The sequence below is a fragment of the Thiomicrorhabdus marina genome, assembly GCF_017571465.1.
In the GTDB taxonomy this organism is placed as follows: Bacteria; Pseudomonadota; Gammaproteobacteria; order Thiomicrospirales; family Thiomicrospiraceae; genus Thiomicrorhabdus; species Thiomicrorhabdus marina.
Map to the genome: position 1 here is coordinate 20,914 of NZ_JAGETV010000003.1, position 16,069 is coordinate 36,982.

Below are 16,069 nucleotides of genomic sequence, written 5' to 3' on the forward strand. Positions count from 1 at the left end.
GCTTTTTTACGACTGAATAAATTGAGAGATATTATTTATCCGTGTCTTTTCAATCTGCTCAGCGATTTCTTTGCCCTGAAAACCTTGCGCGATAATCGCTTTATTATCGACGGCGGCAGCCACCTTCTGCACTGCTTGCCAAAATTCAAGCTGCGGATAGTCAACCTCTTCGAACCCTAAACGTCCGCGCGCATCGGCTTTACAAGCAATCAATACCTGAGTAAAGGCCTCGGCATCTTTATAGGCGCCGCAGTTCTGTAAAACCTTATGATAAGTTTTTGGTTTTAGATAAGGTGCCCCGTCTTTTAATCCACTATGAATAACACCATGGTATTCGGTCACCTTGCAGGCAAACTGCTCAATTTTCTTCGGCACCCGATAACGCTGGCACAGAGCTTTCACCAAGGGCACACCGGCAGCTTCGTGGCCGTGATGTTTCGGCCATAATTCCGGTGGCGTGATACCTTTGCCCAAATCATGCACCAAGGCCGCAAAACGCACCGCCAAATCGTCACTCAACTTAGTCGCTTGCTGCAATACCATCATAGTGTGAATCCATACATCGCCCTCTGGATGGTGCTTTTCCGGTTGTTCGACACCGTGCAATGCATGCAGTTCCGGGAACAAAACTTCAGTGGCACCAACTTCATCCAACACCTCAAAAAACCGGCTCGGCTCGACACTATTCAACACCTTAACCACTTCCTGCCAAACCCGTTCCGGTGTCAATTCAGCCAGCTCGCCACTGGCGACCATCTGCGTCATTAAGATTTTGGTCTCTTGCGCCAGAGTGAAACCAAAAGGTGCTAACTTGGCGGCAAAACGCGCCACCCGCAAAACCCGCAAAGGGTCTTCGCTAAAAGCATCCGAGACATGGCGCAAAACGCGATTCTGCAAATCTTGTTGACCGCCGTAAGGGTCAATGATTGTGCCGTCTTCGGCTTGTGCCATGGCATTGATGGTCAAATCGCGACGAATCAAATCGTCTTCCAACGTCACGCTCGGTTCGGCAAACACCTCGAAGCCGTGATAACCGCTACCCTGTTTGCGTTCGGTACGCGCCAAAGCATACTCGTCTTTAGAATCGGGGTGCAAAAATACCGGAAAATCTTTGCCGACCTGTTGGTAACCGCCATCTAACATCTGCTGCGGTGTGGCGCCGACCACAACCCAGTCACGGTCATAAACGGCAATATCCAGCAACGCATCACGAACTGCACCGCCTACTAAATAAATTTGCATGCTTCTTCCTTCAAAAACAAAAAAACCGCCTTAACGACGGTTCTCTTATACCACTTAAACGTGCGTAGATTAGTCGCGGTTAGCGTATTTACGATAGTCGTTGTAGCGTTCACGAAGATGTTTCGGCTTCGCGTAAGTGCTGATTAACCATTCAATGCTCGCTGGCTCAAAACCGAACTGCTCGGCAAACGCATTCTCGGTGACAGCATCTTGCCCTAAAGTGATTAACTGCGATTTGGTCACCGACTGAAACGGGGCTAAACCACCCAATGTAGCCATAATTTTCGCATTCAGTTTACACATTGGGAAAACCACGGCATCTTGCACCTGCATGATTTTCGCAACCATCTTACCAAGCGCTTTCAAAGTCATTATTTCGCTACCGGCCACTTCCAGCTTTTTACCAAACGTCGCATTGTTATTGATCGAGTTAACCATCGCCTGAGCGAAATCTTTCACCCACAACGGCTGTACTTGTGTACCGGAGTTAGCCACCATCAAGACCGGCATACGATTCAGCTGTTTAGCAAAAGGCGTGGTCGTATCATCACCGTCACCAATTAACAGGCCTGCTTTAAAAATAGTCACATCCGCCTTAGCCGTCGTATTCATATGATTATCCAAGGCAGCTAAAGAACCTTGCCAAGAATGACTATCCACATCATTGCTAGCGCCGATTTGCGACAAGCTCAAGACGCGCTTAACGCCGGCGGTTTCCAATGCAGACTTCATTTTTTGCGAAACGACATCAAAGTCTTTCACTTCAACCATTTCAGTGCCGGTAGTACGGTCTGCGATCAAATCGATAACAATGTCCGAACCTTTCAATGCAGCAGCTAATTGCTCAGCATTATCATAAGAATCCAGTTGCGCCAATTTAGTTTGCGGATACAACGCAAACTCACGGAAACGTTCTGGACGACGCACCACAACCTTGGTGTTATAGCCTGCTTTTGATAGTTGATTGACTACTGCACGACCAACAAACCCGGTGCCGCCGAAGACGGTAACTGTATTCTGTAGCATCTTGTAAAAATCCACTTTTATTTTTCAAATCCGCAAAGGATAATCAATCACTTAAGGGTTGGTCAAGAAATTCCTTAACTTAGTTCACGATCATTGCAAGTAATATCAGTGCTTTTTGATACAATAGCGCGCCATAAGATTGACTAAATTAACAGGCAAAAACATGCAACCTATCGAAGTTTCAGCATTCCGTAGCCCCAAAAAAGATGAACTCTATCTATTTGTCCCTAAAGAAGACGGTTTGGACAAATTGCCGAAAGAATTGCTAACCATGTTTGGCGAACCGACTCATGTTCTGGATTTTGAACTGACCCCCGACCGTAAGATGGCTCGCGAAGACGCCAAAGTCGTGTATGACGCGATTCAGGCTAAAGGCTTCTTTATGCAAATGCCGCCAACTGACGTCGAAAAAATCAGCGACTACGCCCCCGCTCCAGAGCGACTAGACAATATTTACTAATCTTCTGGACACGTTTATTTACAAACGCACAGCACTGGCTACAATAAAGAATTCTTAGATATTTAATTACGTTTTAATTAACCTGCAAAAAGGAAATCAACATGGCATTTACGCTACCGGATCTACCTTACGATTACGACGCACTAGAAGTTTCAATTGATGCGCGTACTATGGAAATTCACCACACTAAACACCACAACGCATACATCACCAACCTAAACGCGGCAATTGATGGTACCGAACATGCTGACAAATCTCTAGAAGAGCTTGTTAAAAATGCCGGCGCAATTTCTCCTGCGGTTCGTAACAACGGTGGCGGTCACTGGAACCATGCTTTCTTCTGGGAAGTCATGAGCGGCGACAGCATGGGCGCTCCAACTGGTGCACTTGCAGAAGACATCAACGCAACATTCGGTAGCCTAGATGCAATGAAAGAAAAGTTCCAAACTGCCGGCGCGACACGTTTCGGTTCAGGCTGGGCTTGGCTAACGGTTTCTGCTGAAGGCAAATTGGAAATTTCTTCTACGCCAAACCAAGACAACCCGTTAATGGACGTTGCAGAAGTGAAAGGTTCTCCAATCCTAGGTCTAGACGTTTGGGAACACGCTTACTACCTACGTTACCAAAACCTACGTCCAGCTTACATGCAAGCTTGGTGGGATGTGGTTAACTGGAATAAGGTTAGCGAACTTTACGAAGCTGCAAAATAATTCCTTTGCAAAATCATTCGTCATAAAAACCCGCTCATTGCGGGTTTTTTATTTTTTTAACTTTACAAAACTTTCTTTAGGTGCGTTTCTACCTTCTCATCGCTTTCTTTCAAACAATTCAAGAATTTCACGCCGAATCAACCCACTGATACTCCCTATAAACGTCGACTCATGATTCAACGACTCTCGACCAAAAATCAAGTAAGTATGCCAAGAAATATTTAAACCATGCGCCACAGGTAACAAGTGATTCTGATCCATTTGTACAAGCAAAGGGTCTGGAACAAATCCCCAGCCCAAACCATCGCTAATGGCATCCCTGACCAATTCAAAACTACTTAAAGCAATTTGTTCTTGTGAAACTTGCTCTAGACTGAAGACTTCATTTTGATCATTCCCCAAATAAGTAATTTGCGGCACACTTTTCAAATCTTCGTCACTAACAGAGCGCATGTTGCTTAATGGATGTTCAGCACTAACCATCAAACGCATAGCAATTTTATCGACCACTTGCGCATACAAACCAAATTTATTCTGCTCGAAATGTTCAGGCATGCAACACGCCAAATCGATTTCCCCTTGTCGCAATTGTTCCAACAAAGTCCCCGCATTGGCGTAATTCATTGCCAACGTTAAACCTGGATACTGCAAACGAATCGCTCGCAAAATACGGCGCCAAAAAGATTCTGGTAAGACATCGTCTCGTCCTAAACGTAACACTGCAGGCTGATCGGAATCACAGGTTTCAACAGTACGCTTAATGTTTTCAGTCAATGTCACTAAGCGAATGCTGTCGTCCAAAATTTTTTCCCCAATAGGAGAAAGATGCATGCTGTTACCGCTACGGATAAACAATTCAGCATTCAAGTTATCTTCCAAACTGGCAATTGCCATGCTGATAGTAGTACGGTTACGATTCAATTTCGCTGCGGCTTTCGCAATAGAACCAGCTTGAGCAATCTCAATAAAATAGTGAAAGTATTCCAGCTTCATCCTACATTCCCATCCACAAATCAAGCGCCATTTTTTTTGACGCTTAGTGATTATAACAAACCTAATTACCTAATTTAGAATGCTTACGAAGCTATAAAAAAGGACAGATAAAATGCATTGGGTTTTCTTATTATTAGCAGTCATTGGCGAAGTTGCAGGTACTACCGCTATGAAAGTACTCGTTTCCTACGGCCACCAAGTTGCAGGTACTTTGGTCGCCATCGGCATGATTGGCGTTTCTTATCTATTACTCAGTCAAGCCACCACCAAAATTCCTGTCGCTTTAGCGAATGCATTCTGGGAAGGCTTCGGCATGATTTTGGTCGCAATTGTCTCCATTCTGATTCTGAACGAACACATCTCGATTTTACAGACAGTGGCACTATTACTGGCAATTACAGGAATCGTCATCACCCACTATGGACATCATCTACAAGAGGCAAAGTCCAAATGAATGTGTACTTAGGCTATGTTTTCGGCTCGGTAGTGTTAGACATCATCGCTAATATTTTTCTTGAGATGTCCAAAGGGTTTAAGCACAAAGTGTGGGGGACCCTAGCGGTCTTGTTCATTATGGGCGCATTTGTTCTGCTGGCCTTAGCAGTAAAAGGTATCGACCTGTTTGTTGCTTACACCATTTGGGGCACACTTTCGATTATTGGGACAGCATTGGCGACCCGAGTTTTGTTTCAACACCGAATCCATCTCGTCAGCTGGTTCGGTTTAGCTATTTTAATTTTTTCTATTTTACTCATGAATGCAGCCAGTACTCTACCAGCTGCATAAACTAAAACCGATAAGGAACCACTAACTATGACTCTGAAACAACCTTTTACTTTCTGGCAAAAGCTCGTATTACTCGCTCTCTGTGTTTTTGCGATAAAACCCACCTTCGCCAATCAATCAATTAATGATTCGGTAGCACTCAATGGCATTAAAGAAGTCAAAATCGTTTTACTGGTTGACCTCCCGCATCCACAGAGCGCTGCAGGTTATCTTCGAGAAATTGATGCCATGCGTCAAAGCTACATCCAACAAGGAGTCACTCCAAAAATGGTATTGGTATTTCAAGGCGAAACAGTACGCTACCTTTCAAAAAATCCTGGGGAAGATCTAACATTCGAATTCGAAAAAGACTTGAAAAGCATTGCGGACTCCGTTGCCAAATTTAAAGAACTCGGTATTCGCATGGAAATTTGTTCGGTAGCAACCAACTACTTTAAAGTGGACAACGATTCAATCTTGCCCGGCATGACGGTGGTCGGAGATTCAGCAATTTCTATGGTGGGCTGGCAATATCAAGGCTATAAAGCGATTTACTAAAATTTTGTTCGAACGCTTTACAAACTTTCTTTCACTTAGAAAACATTAAAAACCGTAAACAACCGCCAAATCTGGTGGTTGTTTACAGCTTCTCCCCTCTATTCTAACTGCACTAAGCTTTGCCAAAGATTCGTACAACTACAGTCCTTTCTAGCCCTGCTAGATTTATTTTTTTATAATAATTTCTTCTCTTTAAATATAAATCTGCAACCGACAAAAACAAGGAAATTTTATGGTAAGTTTAACCACGCCAGTCTGTGACTTTAATGCCGATGCAATCGACTTCAACCTGCCAGGTGTTGACGGTCAAAATTGGACGCTGGAAAAAGCGAAAGGCAAAAACGGCTTGTTGGTCATGTTTATCTGCAACCACTGTCCTTATGTCAAAGCAATTCATGAACGCCTAGTTGAAGACACACGAATTTTGCGTGATGAATATGGCATCAACTCAATTGCGATTATGTCGAATGACCCGGCCTTAAAAGAAGAAGACAGCTTTGAGAATATGAAGAAAGTCTCTGAACAATGGAACTTCCCTTTCCCGTACGTTATTGACGAAAGCCAAGCCGTTGCTAAAGCATTTGGCGCGATTTGCACACCTGACTTCTTCGGCTACAACGGCGAGCTAAAACTGCAATACCGCGGCCGATTAGATGAATCACGCAAAGAAACCGCACCGGAAGGCGTACGCCGTGATTTACTGGAAGCGATGAAACAGGTGGCCGAAACCGGACAAGGCCCTCTGGAACAGATTCCATCAATGGGGTGTTCGATTAAGTGGAAGGAGTGAGCTTTGATGGTTTAAAGTTTTTCAAACTCTTGCAAAAAGATGACGAATTCTGTGCTGAATTAGGAAGGGTGACTTTAGCAGCAGGAAAATTAGAAAATCTTCTAGTTAAAGTAGCATCAAGCAATGATAAAAACCTCCATAGATTAACTATGGGAAAGTTAATAGGCCGTTTAAAAAACGACAATAAACTTTCTACACTTATACCGCATTTAGAAGCCCTAGCAGAACAACGTAATTATCTAACACACAATATATACAATCTTCTTTCATATACAATTGATGAAGATAAGCTCGAAAGAGACTGCCTTCTCTGGGATGAAACATCTGTATACACTGAAAGAGCATACGTACTTCAGCAAAATTTAAATGCGTTGGCAGAGCTAATAGAAACCAAGTATCTTTAAACCCCTTCTTCATTCCTTTCTTGCTTATCCAAGAAACGAAGAACTCGGCTGTAGCGAAACGGAGAGACGAGAAAGAATCGAAAGAAAGACATCCCCAACACTGCTCTTGCAAAATTTTCGCTAACTCAGTCTAAGCGCACTCCAAAGCGGCTCAATTTTAGTCTACGAATTCCAGAATCCGTTTGGCTCAAAGCTAAACCATTAACAGAGCCAGCATTCGCAAAAGCATCGTCTAATGACTTGGGTTCCCTCTTGAAGTGAGCGGTGGACTTTCTTAGCGTGGAATTTGATTAGCGCGGAGACTGTCTGACCGAGCGTGTCCGCGAGGGAGTTGCGACGCGCCAAATTCGAGCGTTAGAAAGACCCCACGAATGAAACGGAGGGTGCCCTTCTTTGGTTCGTTTCTTGGGCAAGCAAGAAATGAACAATCAATTGAAGCAGAGGAAATTTAACACCCCTTAATTTTGGAAAGAGGCAAGTATTTAAAAGCATTGCCAAATAGCAAAAAACCGCCTTACGGCGGTTTGTACAAATTGAATATCAAGAACGAAATTAAGCTTTTTTATCATTCCCAGAACAGCAATCCGTACCCGAACAGCATGATTCTTGTTCGGATTTTTTATCGACCGGTTTGCATTCCGGTGTGTCGCACGCCACGCCGCATGCCACACATTCGCCACGCGAATTTTTGAACATCGGACAAAAGCCGGTAAACGAGGCCTGTAAGGCGTTAATCGCCATAGCGACAATGACCCAAAGAAAAGAAATTTGGGTTAGGTCAATCTGACCCATAAAGTGTGACACCAATAACAAAATCAACACCATTGATGCAAAAATTCGTAAAGGACGATTGCCTTTAATTACACTGCTCATAAACTGCCCTGACCATTGATTACCAACATTGAAGTCTATGCTACCTCAATCTTCCATATCAGCCAAGAATTTAATGTGATTCATCGGTTTCTTGTTTTTCGAGCTTAATATCAAGCCACATATTTAGAAAATAGATGACTAGACCTAACCCTAGAATCCACCAACCAAAAAACAATGACACATCTAGAAATTTATCCAATGCTGCTTTTTCAACAACCTCGTCAATCCAATACGGTGAATAGGCGATAAAAATCCCTAACAAAATAAGAACACGAGCTATCCATTTACGCGTGTCTTGGTGAATTTGACTCCAAAACTTGATCATATATCTTCCAAACAAACACAACTTATCAGGCGCTGATGCTTAATCATTTCAAGCCCCTTAGTGCCAAGATATTCTGTAAACAACTTGCTAGCAAAGGTGGTGCGTTATTCATTGCATCCATTTCATCCATCGGCGTGTTGACAATACTAAACAGTGCAGTGAAAGCAGGCAGTTCATCCAAAGTAGCACCTAAGCTACCGCAAATCCCGATACACGGCACTCGATGTTCCTTAGCCAATTCAGCAATCCGTACCGGCAATTTGCCGAAAGCCGTTTGCTGGTCGATACGCCCTTCGCCGGTAATCACCAAATCCAACGGCTTGCCGTCTTTTGGTTCCATCGCAGCATCAATCTCTAATTGCTCGCGTAACACTTCAAAGCCTGGTTCAATATGCGCATTCAGGACACCGATAAAACCGGCGGCCATGCCACCGGCGGCACCCGCGCCGGGAATACCACGAACATCCTTACCAAGCTTGTCTTGCATAACTTGCGCCCAGTTATCCAAACCGTTTTCAAGAAAATCGAATTGATGTTCTTGCAGCCCTTTCTGCGGACCAAAAATCGCGGTTGCGCCTTCTTCGCCAAGCAGCGGATTGGTCACATCGCAAGCGAGAACCCATTCAACTTGGGTCAATATTTGAGGAATCTCGCCGATTTTAGCAATGGTTTTCAGTGCTTGCCCGCCGAGCCCAACCGAGATGCCTTTAGCATCCAGGATTTCGACACCCAACGCCTGCAAAGCGCCGATACCGCCATCATTGGTTGCAGAGCCACCTAAACCAAGAACCACCTTTTGCGCGCCTTTATCCAACGCTGCTTGAATAACCTGACCGGTACCATAAGTATGCGTTTGCATAGGATTGCCTTCATCCGGCCGGACTTTCGGCAAACCGCTTGCTTGCGCCATTTCAATCATGGCGGTTTTACTGCTTTCCTGCCAAGCAAAAGCAGCCTTGACCTTCTTGCCGAGCGGCCCGCTAACCCAAAGAGATTCTTGCGTAGCCAAGCCGGCACTGACAAAAGCATCAACAAAACCTTCGCCACCATCCGAGAGCGGCAACTGAATCACTTCGGCATCTGGCATTATTTGCTGAATCACATGTTCAGAAATCTGACAAAATTGACTGGCCGTCAAAGACCCTTTAAAGCTATCCGGTGCAATCAGAATTCGCGCCATTTGGCCTCCTGTTTAGTCGGTTGATAAAGCCCATAGTGCACTTTCGCCGTCAATCTCTTGCGGCATGAGCCACATTGATTGATACGGTTGCAATACGGTTTTTTGGCTTTCAGAAGTCATGATTTGATTACCAAGCAGGTTAATCCAACTAGTATGCGCGGTAAAGCCGTCAATTTCACTGACATCCAGCATTTGAATTTCCGGTGTTAGGTTATGAATCGCCAACACAGGGAATTTTACGCCATCGCCGGCACGCCAGAGCGCGAAGAAGTTGCTGCCCAAATCCAAAATACGTTGTGGCGTATTCGGATCAAACGCCTTATGTTTTTTACGCTGTTTAATCAAATTGGTTAGACGTTTAATCACTTCGGCATTCGAGCTACGTTCACTGCCGATCAAAGCTTGCAGATAGTCATAATCCCATTTACGACGGTTAATCGAGCGGGTGCGCCCGGTTTTCTCGACCCCTTCGCGATCATTCGGCGTTGCAGTCAAGGAGTGCACGTAAAACGCGGGAATGCCTTGTAGACACATCATAATATTCTGCGAGCAGATAAATCGCTCTACTTGCCATTGATCCGGGCCGTTACTGTTATGCGTTTCTCGCAAAGCACTAAAGTAAGTGATATTGATTTCATATGGCGATTGCGATCCGTCCGGATTGGATTTCATCGACACAAAACCACCCAAACGATGCATATTAGTGACCAAATCTTCAACCTCACGTTGCGGCAGAATGCCTTCTACCGGACGTAAACCGACCCCGTCATGCGATGCGGTGAAGTTGAGGAAAGTGCAATTTTCAGGAGGCGGTTCAAGATTCATAGCCCAGTCGGTCAAATAGGTACTGTCACCGCGATGCAATGCGTGCAGAATCAATGGCGCCAAACTGAACTGATAAACCATATGTGCTTCATCGCTCTCGCCGAAATAGCTAAGGTTTTCTTGGTGTGGGACATTGGTTTCAGTCAATAGAATAGCATCCGGTGCAACCATTTCTATCAAAGTACGCATCAATTTAACCGCTTCATGCGTTTCCGGCAGGTGAATACAATTGGTGCCGATTTGTTTCCACAAGAAGGCAATTGCATCCAGACGAATAATCCGTGACCCTTTTTCGATATAGAACATCAGAACGGCCAACATTTTCAGCAACACGATTGGATTACCGAAATTCAAATCAATCTGGTCAGCACTGAATGTCGCCCAGACTTTTTTACGACCATGATGCGTATAGGCAGGAACCAATAACGGCGTATTTCGTGGACGGGTTACTTGCGACAAGTCGGGATCACCATCCACTTCGATAAAGAAATCGGTAAAAGGTTCGCGACCGGCTTTGTAATCGGTAAACCACAAGCTTTCACGCGAAGCATGGTTAATCACCAAATCGAACATCAAGTCGTATTTCTCTTCGATTTTGGCAACATCCGGCCAGTCACCTAAATCTGGATCGACCATCATATAATCAATCACCGAGAAACCGTCGTCCGAACTGTACGGAAAGAACGGCAAAATATGAACACAATTAATCGAATCCTGAACATATTCATCCAAGAATTTTTGCAACGTGACCAACGGCATCTCACCTTCTTGTAGGAAAGTATCGCCGTAAGTAATCAACAATGCATCGCTCTGATCCCATTTGTGATTGCGGTGTATCGACTTTTTTTTCTGCTTTGCCAGCAACTCGATAATACCTTGATAGGCGATTTCCACCTTGACCGAATCGTCATAAATTTTTTGTAGATGCTGTTTTATTTTTGGTAATTTTGCTTCGGTCATAAACACCTCGGTTACTTAAGGTCTGTTATCAAGTTCTACCGCTTCATACAATTCTTCCAGAACCGTAGGACAAGCACTGGCAACTCGGTTCCAGTTCGGTAGAAATGGACGCTCCTCGGCATTGTCTAAGAAAACATCACCAGCAGCTAAAATACTGCGAGCAAACAATTCAACCGCTTGCTCTTCAGCATGAATATCTAGTTTCAAGCCGTTCATTTCGGCATCAAAAGCGTAACTTTCCAATTGATCCAGTGCGGTACGCAGATACACCGCGCGCACCGAACGCATGGTGCCGCGCGAGAAAACATGACCTCTTGTCGCCAACTTACGGAACAGTGACTTGGCGATGTCTTGACTCATGCGAGCCAAGCCCTTGGTCTGGTCTTCAATCGACAAATCTTGGTGTTTATGGTCATACACATCGGCGATATCGACCTGACAGATGCGACGCTTGGAATAATTACGACGCATTTCCGCCAGAATGCCGACCTCAAGCCCCCAGTCTGCCGGAATTCGCATATCCTTCAATGCATGCACATTCATCGCGAATTCACCCGCCAGAGGGTAACGAAAACTATCCAAATAACTAATCAACTCATCCGGCCCGACCACATCGTGCAAAGCACGTAATAGCGGCGTCACCATCAAACGCGCCACACGACCGTTCAGTTTTCCTTCAGCGTGTCGGGCATAGTACCCTTTGGAAAAAACAAAATTAAACGTGGGATGCGCGACGGGATAGATGAGGCGTGCGAGTAAGTCACGTTGATAAGTGATAATGTCACAATCGTGTAGCGCAACCACATCCACTTTGTCTGCTGCCAACACATAACCATAGCACCCCCAAACATTGGTTCCTTTTCCCGGTTCGGTCGGTGCTAATCCTTTATCTTTCAGTTTGTTCCAAAGCTTTTGCAAGCGCGGGCCGTCGTTCCATAAAATGCGATGCTCCTGCCCTAAATCGGCAAAAAAGCCTTTCGCATAATCGAATTGCTTAGCATCCGCTCGATCCAAACCAATGACGGTTTGCGATAGATAAGGGACCTTGGAGAGCTCAGCAACAATGTTCTTAAGAGCAGGCGCTTCCAGTTCACTGAACAAAGACGGGAGAATCAACCCCAACCGATTTTGTTCAGAGAACTTCAGCAAATCTGATTCCAAGTCTTCAACTTTACGATCGGTTAAGTTATGAAAAGTTGTTACGGTACCGTTTTGGAAAAAATCGCTCATAATTTGAACTCCTGTTTTTTTAAATTAGGTTGTATCGCGTAAAGCCGCGTTTATTGATTTGTTATTAGGATTTGCCCGCGCAATCGGCAATCAATTCACTAAAGTGATGCGCTTAAACTTGTTCTAATGGATTAATTAAATATTCTTGCAAAGCTTCTACCCAGCCGTAAGGTGATGATTTTTCAGCCGTAAACACATTTTTTCGGTCAATTTTTAAACTATCGCCGTTAGCCGCAGGAAGTACTAAACCGACATCTGCGGTCTGAATCATCTGCTTATCATTTCCCCCGTCACCTAAAGCAAACACCCAAGGCGACTTAGCAAAAACTTTCTCGGCCAAATTAGAATTCTGCTCGCCGAACCGGCCGGCTGAAACCGACTGATTAACGACCCACTCTAGTGCACTTGCCTTATCATGGTGCGCCATAACATGATAAAAACGCCCTCCTTTCTGCAATTGCAAACCATGTTCGGCTAATAGCGTTTTGAACTGCTCTAAACGCGTCATGGTATCCAGCCAAGTAATTGGCTCAGTCACAGCACGCTGCATCGCCTGCTGAGCGCTAGCTCGATCCAAAGAAGTGGAGCGCATCACATCTTCGACCGTACCGTCACCAAAACCTTTGAAGTTGAAACCCTGCTCGTGACGCAGCTGCTGCAAGATTTGACGAATCTGCGAATAGTCTTTCCCTAACAATCGTTTCTGGTTTTCATCGTTTGTCGAGAAGTAGATAACCCCGCCGTTTTCGGCAATAAAGGGCGGCTGTAAACCTAGGCGTTCAAGCCAATCGCGCATTTCGTAGAAGGTCTTGCTGGAGTTGAGAATGACCGGTATATGCAAGCTTTGCAGCTTTTTCAGCATCGGCAAAACCGGTTGATAGTGGTAATCGTGATGCCCGAGTAAGGTACCGTCTAAATCGGTAAAAACAAAAATACCGGACGGGTTTGCAGTCACTTGAAGGGTCATAATTTTGTATTTCTTTGCGTTTGCGAAAGTTAAGTAAGGTTTAGCAGTTGCTATGCCAACACAGGACAAACCGGCTTTATTTCTGTATCAACACGGTGCAAATCGCCCACTCTTAGTGCAAATACTTTTGTCACGCTTTTGTTACCTAAGCTTCACCGGATGTTCATTCAGCTTTTTCCGCTTGCTCTTAAGATGTTTCCTTAAAATTATTGGTTATTAAGAGTCCGAGTGTCATGAATAGCACCACCCTTCCAGAATCGGCCAAAAGCGCCCAAAACACGAAAAGATTATTAAATAAGGCCGTACATAACAGTAGCATCTTCAGCCGAAAAGGCATACAAGACCGTCTGTTTACCGCCTGGTTTGACCGTCTGGTCTATCCGCAAATCTGGGAGGACCCTGAAGTAGACATTCAAGCTCTGCAACTGAATCAAGATTCGAGAATTTTCACCATCTCTTCCGGTGGCTGTAACGTCCTGAATTATCTAACCGAGCAACCGCAATCGGTTACCGTAGTTGATCTCAACGAAGCACATATCGCACTATTGAACTTAAAACTAGCGGCACTGCACCACCTTCCAGATGCACAGAGTTTCTATCAGTTTTTCGGGCAAGCCGACCAGAAACAGAATTTGCAATTGTATAAGACCTACCTTGAACCGCATTTAGATGCCACAACCCGAGCTTACTGGAATAAGCGACAAGGTTGGTTACGTCGTTCGCGTATCAGCCTATTCACTCGCAACTTCTATCGTTTTGGATTACTTGGGCAATTTATCGGTTTGATTCACTGGGTCAGTAAACGCTTAGGCTATGACATCAGCCAAGTCATGCAAGCGCAAACGCTTGAAGAACAGCAAAAGTTATTCGACCGGCATGTCGCACCGGTTTTCGATACCCGTCTACTAAAGTGGCTATGCAATCGTCCGGTCGTCCTGTACAGCTTGGGAATTCCGCCATCGCAATTTAACGAGATGGCCGAAGACTCTAAAGAGCTGCAACAAGGCATGCATCAACTATTAAAAGAGCGTGCTCGTCGCTTAGCTTGTGACTATCCATTAGATGAAAACTATTTTGCTTGGCAAGCTTTTGCCCGCAAGTATGACCACCAAGGCCGCAAAGCGGTGCCGCGCTATCTACAGGAAAAACATTTCAACAACTTGCAGCACAGCTGGCAGAAAGTTGATGTGCACCACCAATCGATGACAGCGCGTTTGGCGCAAATGCCAAATCAAAGCCTGACTTCTTACCTATTCTTGGATGCACAGGATTGGATGGATGAAAAACAATTAAATGAACTATGGGAAGAAGTTGACCGTACAGCGCAAGAAGGCGCACGCGTGGTATTCCGCACCGCCGGTAGAATTTCGCCATTGGAAGGCAAGCTAAACGAAGACTTATTAGCCAATTGGAGGACCGATTCGGTTGCCAATGCGGAATGGACACGTCAAGACCGTTCAGCCATCTACGGCGCGGTATTCGTCTATCAAAAAAATATCGGAAGCCCTGCATGAGTTTAAATGCACCGCCCTATCTCGCTGTATACGGTTTTGTGCAGATGTACAATCGCTTTGCACCACGGCAAGCGATTGCTAACCTTTACACCGAAATGGAATGCTTTCATCACAATATGCATTACTACCCGCTAAGCCGAAATGAAGAAGAGTACGACAACAGTTATATCTGTTCGTTTTACGGCGCTTACATAGACTATGCACGCGAAGAGCTGGATTTAATCCCATCGGCTTGGCAACGCTGGTTGCTACATAAAGCGTCATACCTAGCTGGTTCATGGTTGAAAATGGCGCAGATTAACCAAAGTGTCTGTTTAAATAATTGGCTGTTTTCTACCAACCCAATGTGCGAACTGCCGAGTGAAGACTTACAAGAAATCACTCAAAAACTAGTGCACCAAAACCCGTTCTATAACTTGAGTATTCGCTCTCTAAATGAACAGCACAATGCCAAATTAATACAAACCTTAAAACAGCAAGGCTGGTTACTTCTGCCAGCCCGTCAAGTCTATCTATTCAGTAAAGATGGAGATTGGCCGAAACGTAACAATGTCAAAAATGATTTCCGTCTACTGCGAAAAACCGAACTGACCTTGCTAAATCCGAGCGAACATAACCGAGAGCATTTCGATGAGATTGAGGCCTGCTTTAAACAGTTATTTATCGAAAAACATTCAAGCCTCAACCCGCAGTTCAGTGCGCCTTATCTGTTTGAACTGCATCGTCAGCATCTTCTGGAATTCTTCAGTTTTTGCGATGCCGACGGAAAAATTCTAGCAACGCTGGGCGTTTTCACCCACAACGGCATTATGACGGCACCGATTGTCGGCTATGACACCACGGCACCGAAAAACCTCGGCCTATATCGCCTTGCCATTGCGCAACTGCTCAAACTAGCGCAAGAGCGAAATATGGATGTCAATTTAAGTTCCGGCGCAGCGCAGTTCAAACGCAATCGCGGCGGCACCCCGATTATTGAATACAGCGCTATCTATTGTCGTCATCTCACCTTTAAACAGCGTTGGATGCTAGAGCAATTCAGCAGAGTGCTAAACCGCTATGCGCCACAATTCCTGCAAGATAACGCCCTTTAGGGAAACACAGAACAACTCCAAATGACTTCAGGCATAGCGAAGGCTATGCTTCTCAAACGCTGCCTAGAATTTATCCCTTCAAATTCCTCGCTGAAGCCAATGGGAACTTATTCTGCGTTTCCTTAGACAACCTAGTATGCATTTGCGGCATTT

The 16,069-nt window shown here is 44.9% G+C and carries 18 protein-coding genes; 9 read left to right on the forward strand and 9 right to left on the reverse strand.

The annotated features are described in order from the left end of the window. Positions 1 to 6: 6 nt before the first annotated feature. Both J3998_RS02450 and J3998_RS02455 read right to left on the reverse strand, forming a co-directional pair. Positions 7 to 1,242: a multifunctional CCA addition/repair protein gene (locus J3998_RS02450; protein ID WP_208147392.1), complete on the reverse strand. Its 1,236-nt coding sequence runs from the start codon at positions 1,240 to 1,242 to the stop codon at positions 7 to 9. Positions 1,243 to 1,311: 69 nt separating this feature from the next. Then, positions 1,312 to 2,268, reverse strand: a complete 957-nt coding sequence (locus tag J3998_RS02455; RefSeq protein ID WP_208147394.1) for an NAD(P)H-binding protein — start codon at positions 2,266 to 2,268, stop codon at positions 1,312 to 1,314. 163 nt (positions 2,269 to 2,431) lie between these two features. On the opposite strand from J3998_RS02455, the gene J3998_RS02460 reads away from it, so the two are divergent. Continuing rightward, positions 2,432 to 2,728 carry a YcgL domain-containing protein gene (locus J3998_RS02460; protein ID WP_208147396.1) on the forward strand — a complete coding sequence of 99 codons (297 nt, stop codon included), beginning with the start codon at positions 2,432 to 2,434 and terminating at the stop codon, positions 2,726 to 2,728. 101 nt (positions 2,729 to 2,829) lie between these two features. Continuing rightward, positions 2,830 to 3,438: a superoxide dismutase gene (locus J3998_RS02465; protein WP_208147405.1), complete on the forward strand. Its 609-nt coding sequence runs from the start codon at positions 2,830 to 2,832 to the stop codon at positions 3,436 to 3,438. 96 nt (positions 3,439 to 3,534) lie between these two features. On the opposite strand, the gene J3998_RS02470 is transcribed toward J3998_RS02465, so the two are convergent. Then, positions 3,535 to 4,431: a LysR family transcriptional regulator gene (locus tag J3998_RS02470; RefSeq protein ID WP_208147407.1), complete on the reverse strand. Its 897-nt coding sequence runs from the start codon at positions 4,429 to 4,431 to the stop codon at positions 3,535 to 3,537. A 112-nt stretch (positions 4,432 to 4,543) separates the two neighbouring features. Between J3998_RS02470 and J3998_RS02475 the strand changes: the two genes are divergently transcribed. The 5 genes from J3998_RS02475 to J3998_RS02495 all read left to right on the forward strand — a co-directional run bounded on the left by J3998_RS02475 (position 4,544) and on the right by J3998_RS02495 (position 6,948). Then, positions 4,544 to 4,885, forward strand: coding sequence for a DMT family transporter (locus J3998_RS02475; RefSeq protein ID WP_208147410.1), 342 nt, complete (start codon positions 4,544 to 4,546; stop codon positions 4,883 to 4,885). Then, positions 4,882 to 5,217 (forward strand): SMR family transporter, encoded by a 336-nt coding sequence (locus J3998_RS02480; protein ID WP_208147412.1) that lies wholly within the window; start codon positions 4,882 to 4,884, stop codon positions 5,215 to 5,217. The genes J3998_RS02475 and J3998_RS02480 overlap by 4 nt, the downstream gene beginning before the upstream one ends. 27 nt (positions 5,218 to 5,244) lie before the next feature. After that, positions 5,245 to 5,754, forward strand: a complete 510-nt coding sequence (locus J3998_RS02485) for a DsrE family protein (protein ID WP_208147413.1) — start codon at positions 5,245 to 5,247, stop codon at positions 5,752 to 5,754. Between the two features lie 232 nt (positions 5,755 to 5,986). Further along, positions 5,987 to 6,544, forward strand: coding sequence for a thioredoxin family protein (locus J3998_RS02490; RefSeq protein ID WP_208147416.1), 558 nt, complete (start codon positions 5,987 to 5,989; stop codon positions 6,542 to 6,544). After that, positions 6,541 to 6,948: a hypothetical protein gene (locus J3998_RS02495; RefSeq protein ID WP_208147418.1), complete on the forward strand. Its 408-nt coding sequence runs from the start codon at positions 6,541 to 6,543 to the stop codon at positions 6,946 to 6,948. Before J3998_RS02490 ends, J3998_RS02495 begins: the two co-directional genes overlap by 4 nt. A gap of 552 nt (positions 6,949 to 7,500) precedes the next feature. Here J3998_RS02495 and J3998_RS02500 read toward each other — a convergent pair. The 6 genes from J3998_RS02500 to J3998_RS02525 all read right to left on the reverse strand — a co-directional run bounded on the left by J3998_RS02500 (position 7,501) and on the right by J3998_RS02525 (position 13,308). After that, positions 7,501 to 7,821, reverse strand: coding sequence for a YgaP family membrane protein (locus tag J3998_RS02500; protein ID WP_208147420.1), 321 nt, complete (start codon positions 7,819 to 7,821; stop codon positions 7,501 to 7,503). Positions 7,822 to 7,891: 70 nt separating this feature from the next. After that, positions 7,892 to 8,146, reverse strand: a complete 255-nt coding sequence (locus J3998_RS02505; RefSeq protein ID WP_208147421.1) for a hypothetical protein — start codon at positions 8,144 to 8,146, stop codon at positions 7,892 to 7,894. Positions 8,147 to 8,189: 43 nt separating this feature from the next. Next, complete coding sequence (locus J3998_RS02510; protein ID WP_208147423.1) at positions 8,190 to 9,326, reverse strand: glycerate kinase; 1,137 nt, start codon at positions 9,324 to 9,326, stop codon at positions 8,190 to 8,192. Positions 9,327 to 9,338: 12 nt separating this feature from the next. Then, positions 9,339 to 11,111, reverse strand: coding sequence for a sugar phosphorylase (locus J3998_RS02515; RefSeq protein ID WP_208147424.1), 1,773 nt, complete (start codon positions 11,109 to 11,111; stop codon positions 9,339 to 9,341). A 15-nt stretch (positions 11,112 to 11,126) separates the two neighbouring features. After that, entirely contained in the window at positions 11,127 to 12,341 is a 1,215-nt protein-coding gene (locus J3998_RS02520) for a glycosyltransferase family protein (RefSeq protein WP_208147426.1), read from the reverse strand. Positions 12,342 to 12,453: 112 nt separating this feature from the next. After that, positions 12,454 to 13,308 carry an HAD-IIB family hydrolase gene (locus J3998_RS02525; protein ID WP_208147428.1) on the reverse strand — a complete coding sequence of 285 codons (855 nt, stop codon included), beginning with the start codon at positions 13,306 to 13,308 and terminating at the stop codon, positions 12,454 to 12,456. A gap of 233 nt (positions 13,309 to 13,541) precedes the next feature. Between J3998_RS02525 and J3998_RS02530 the strand changes: the two genes are divergently transcribed. Both J3998_RS02530 and J3998_RS02535 read left to right on the forward strand, forming a co-directional pair. Further along, entirely contained in the window at positions 13,542 to 14,822 is a 1,281-nt protein-coding gene (locus J3998_RS02530) for a BtaA family protein (RefSeq protein ID WP_208147431.1), read from the forward strand. After that, complete coding sequence (locus tag J3998_RS02535) at positions 14,819 to 15,916, forward strand: GNAT family N-acetyltransferase (RefSeq protein ID WP_208147433.1); 1,098 nt, start codon at positions 14,819 to 14,821, stop codon at positions 15,914 to 15,916. Before J3998_RS02530 ends, J3998_RS02535 begins: the two co-directional genes overlap by 4 nt. Positions 15,917 to 16,069: the final 153 nt, after the last annotated feature.

Excerpts from the sequence above, each read along its gene's own strand:
- J3998_RS02535 (WP_208147433.1), top strand. The coding sequence starts at position 14,819 with ATGAGTTTAAATGCACCGCCCTATCTCGCTGTATACGGTTTTGTGCAG.
- J3998_RS02485 (WP_208147413.1), top strand. The coding sequence starts at position 5,245 with ATGACTCTGAAACAACCTTTTACTTTCTGGCAAAAGCTCGTATTACTC.
- J3998_RS02505 (WP_208147421.1), bottom strand. The coding sequence starts at position 8,146 with ATGATCAAGTTTTGGAGTCAAATTCACCAAGACACGCGTAAATGGATA.
- J3998_RS02525 (WP_208147428.1), bottom strand. The coding sequence starts at position 13,308 with ATGACCCTTCAAGTGACTGCAAACCCGTCCGGTATTTTTGTTTTTACC.
- J3998_RS02490 (WP_208147416.1), top strand. The coding sequence starts at position 5,987 with ATGGTAAGTTTAACCACGCCAGTCTGTGACTTTAATGCCGATGCAATC.
- J3998_RS02510 (WP_208147423.1), bottom strand. The coding sequence starts at position 9,326 with ATGGCGCGAATTCTGATTGCACCGGATAGCTTTAAAGGGTCTTTGACG.
- J3998_RS02530 (WP_208147431.1), top strand. The coding sequence starts at position 13,542 with ATGAATAGCACCACCCTTCCAGAATCGGCCAAAAGCGCCCAAAACACG.
- J3998_RS02520 (WP_208147426.1), bottom strand. The coding sequence starts at position 12,341 with ATGAGCGATTTTTTCCAAAACGGTACCGTAACAACTTTTCATAACTTA.
- J3998_RS02450 (WP_208147392.1), bottom strand. The coding sequence starts at position 1,242 with ATGCAAATTTATTTAGTAGGCGGTGCAGTTCGTGATGCGTTGCTGGAT.
- J3998_RS02460 (WP_208147396.1), top strand. The coding sequence starts at position 2,432 with ATGCAACCTATCGAAGTTTCAGCATTCCGTAGCCCCAAAAAAGATGAA.
- J3998_RS02470 (WP_208147407.1), bottom strand. The coding sequence starts at position 4,431 with ATGAAGCTGGAATACTTTCACTATTTTATTGAGATTGCTCAAGCTGGT.
- J3998_RS02515 (WP_208147424.1), bottom strand. The coding sequence starts at position 11,111 with ATGACCGAAGCAAAATTACCAAAAATAAAACAGCATCTACAAAAAATT.
- J3998_RS02475 (WP_208147410.1), top strand. The coding sequence starts at position 4,544 with ATGCATTGGGTTTTCTTATTATTAGCAGTCATTGGCGAAGTTGCAGGT.
- J3998_RS02500 (WP_208147420.1), bottom strand. The coding sequence starts at position 7,821 with ATGAGCAGTGTAATTAAAGGCAATCGTCCTTTACGAATTTTTGCATCA.
- J3998_RS02480 (WP_208147412.1), top strand. The coding sequence starts at position 4,882 with ATGAATGTGTACTTAGGCTATGTTTTCGGCTCGGTAGTGTTAGACATC.
- J3998_RS02465 (WP_208147405.1), top strand. The coding sequence starts at position 2,830 with ATGGCATTTACGCTACCGGATCTACCTTACGATTACGACGCACTAGAA.
- J3998_RS02455 (WP_208147394.1), bottom strand. The coding sequence starts at position 2,268 with ATGCTACAGAATACAGTTACCGTCTTCGGCGGCACCGGGTTTGTTGGT.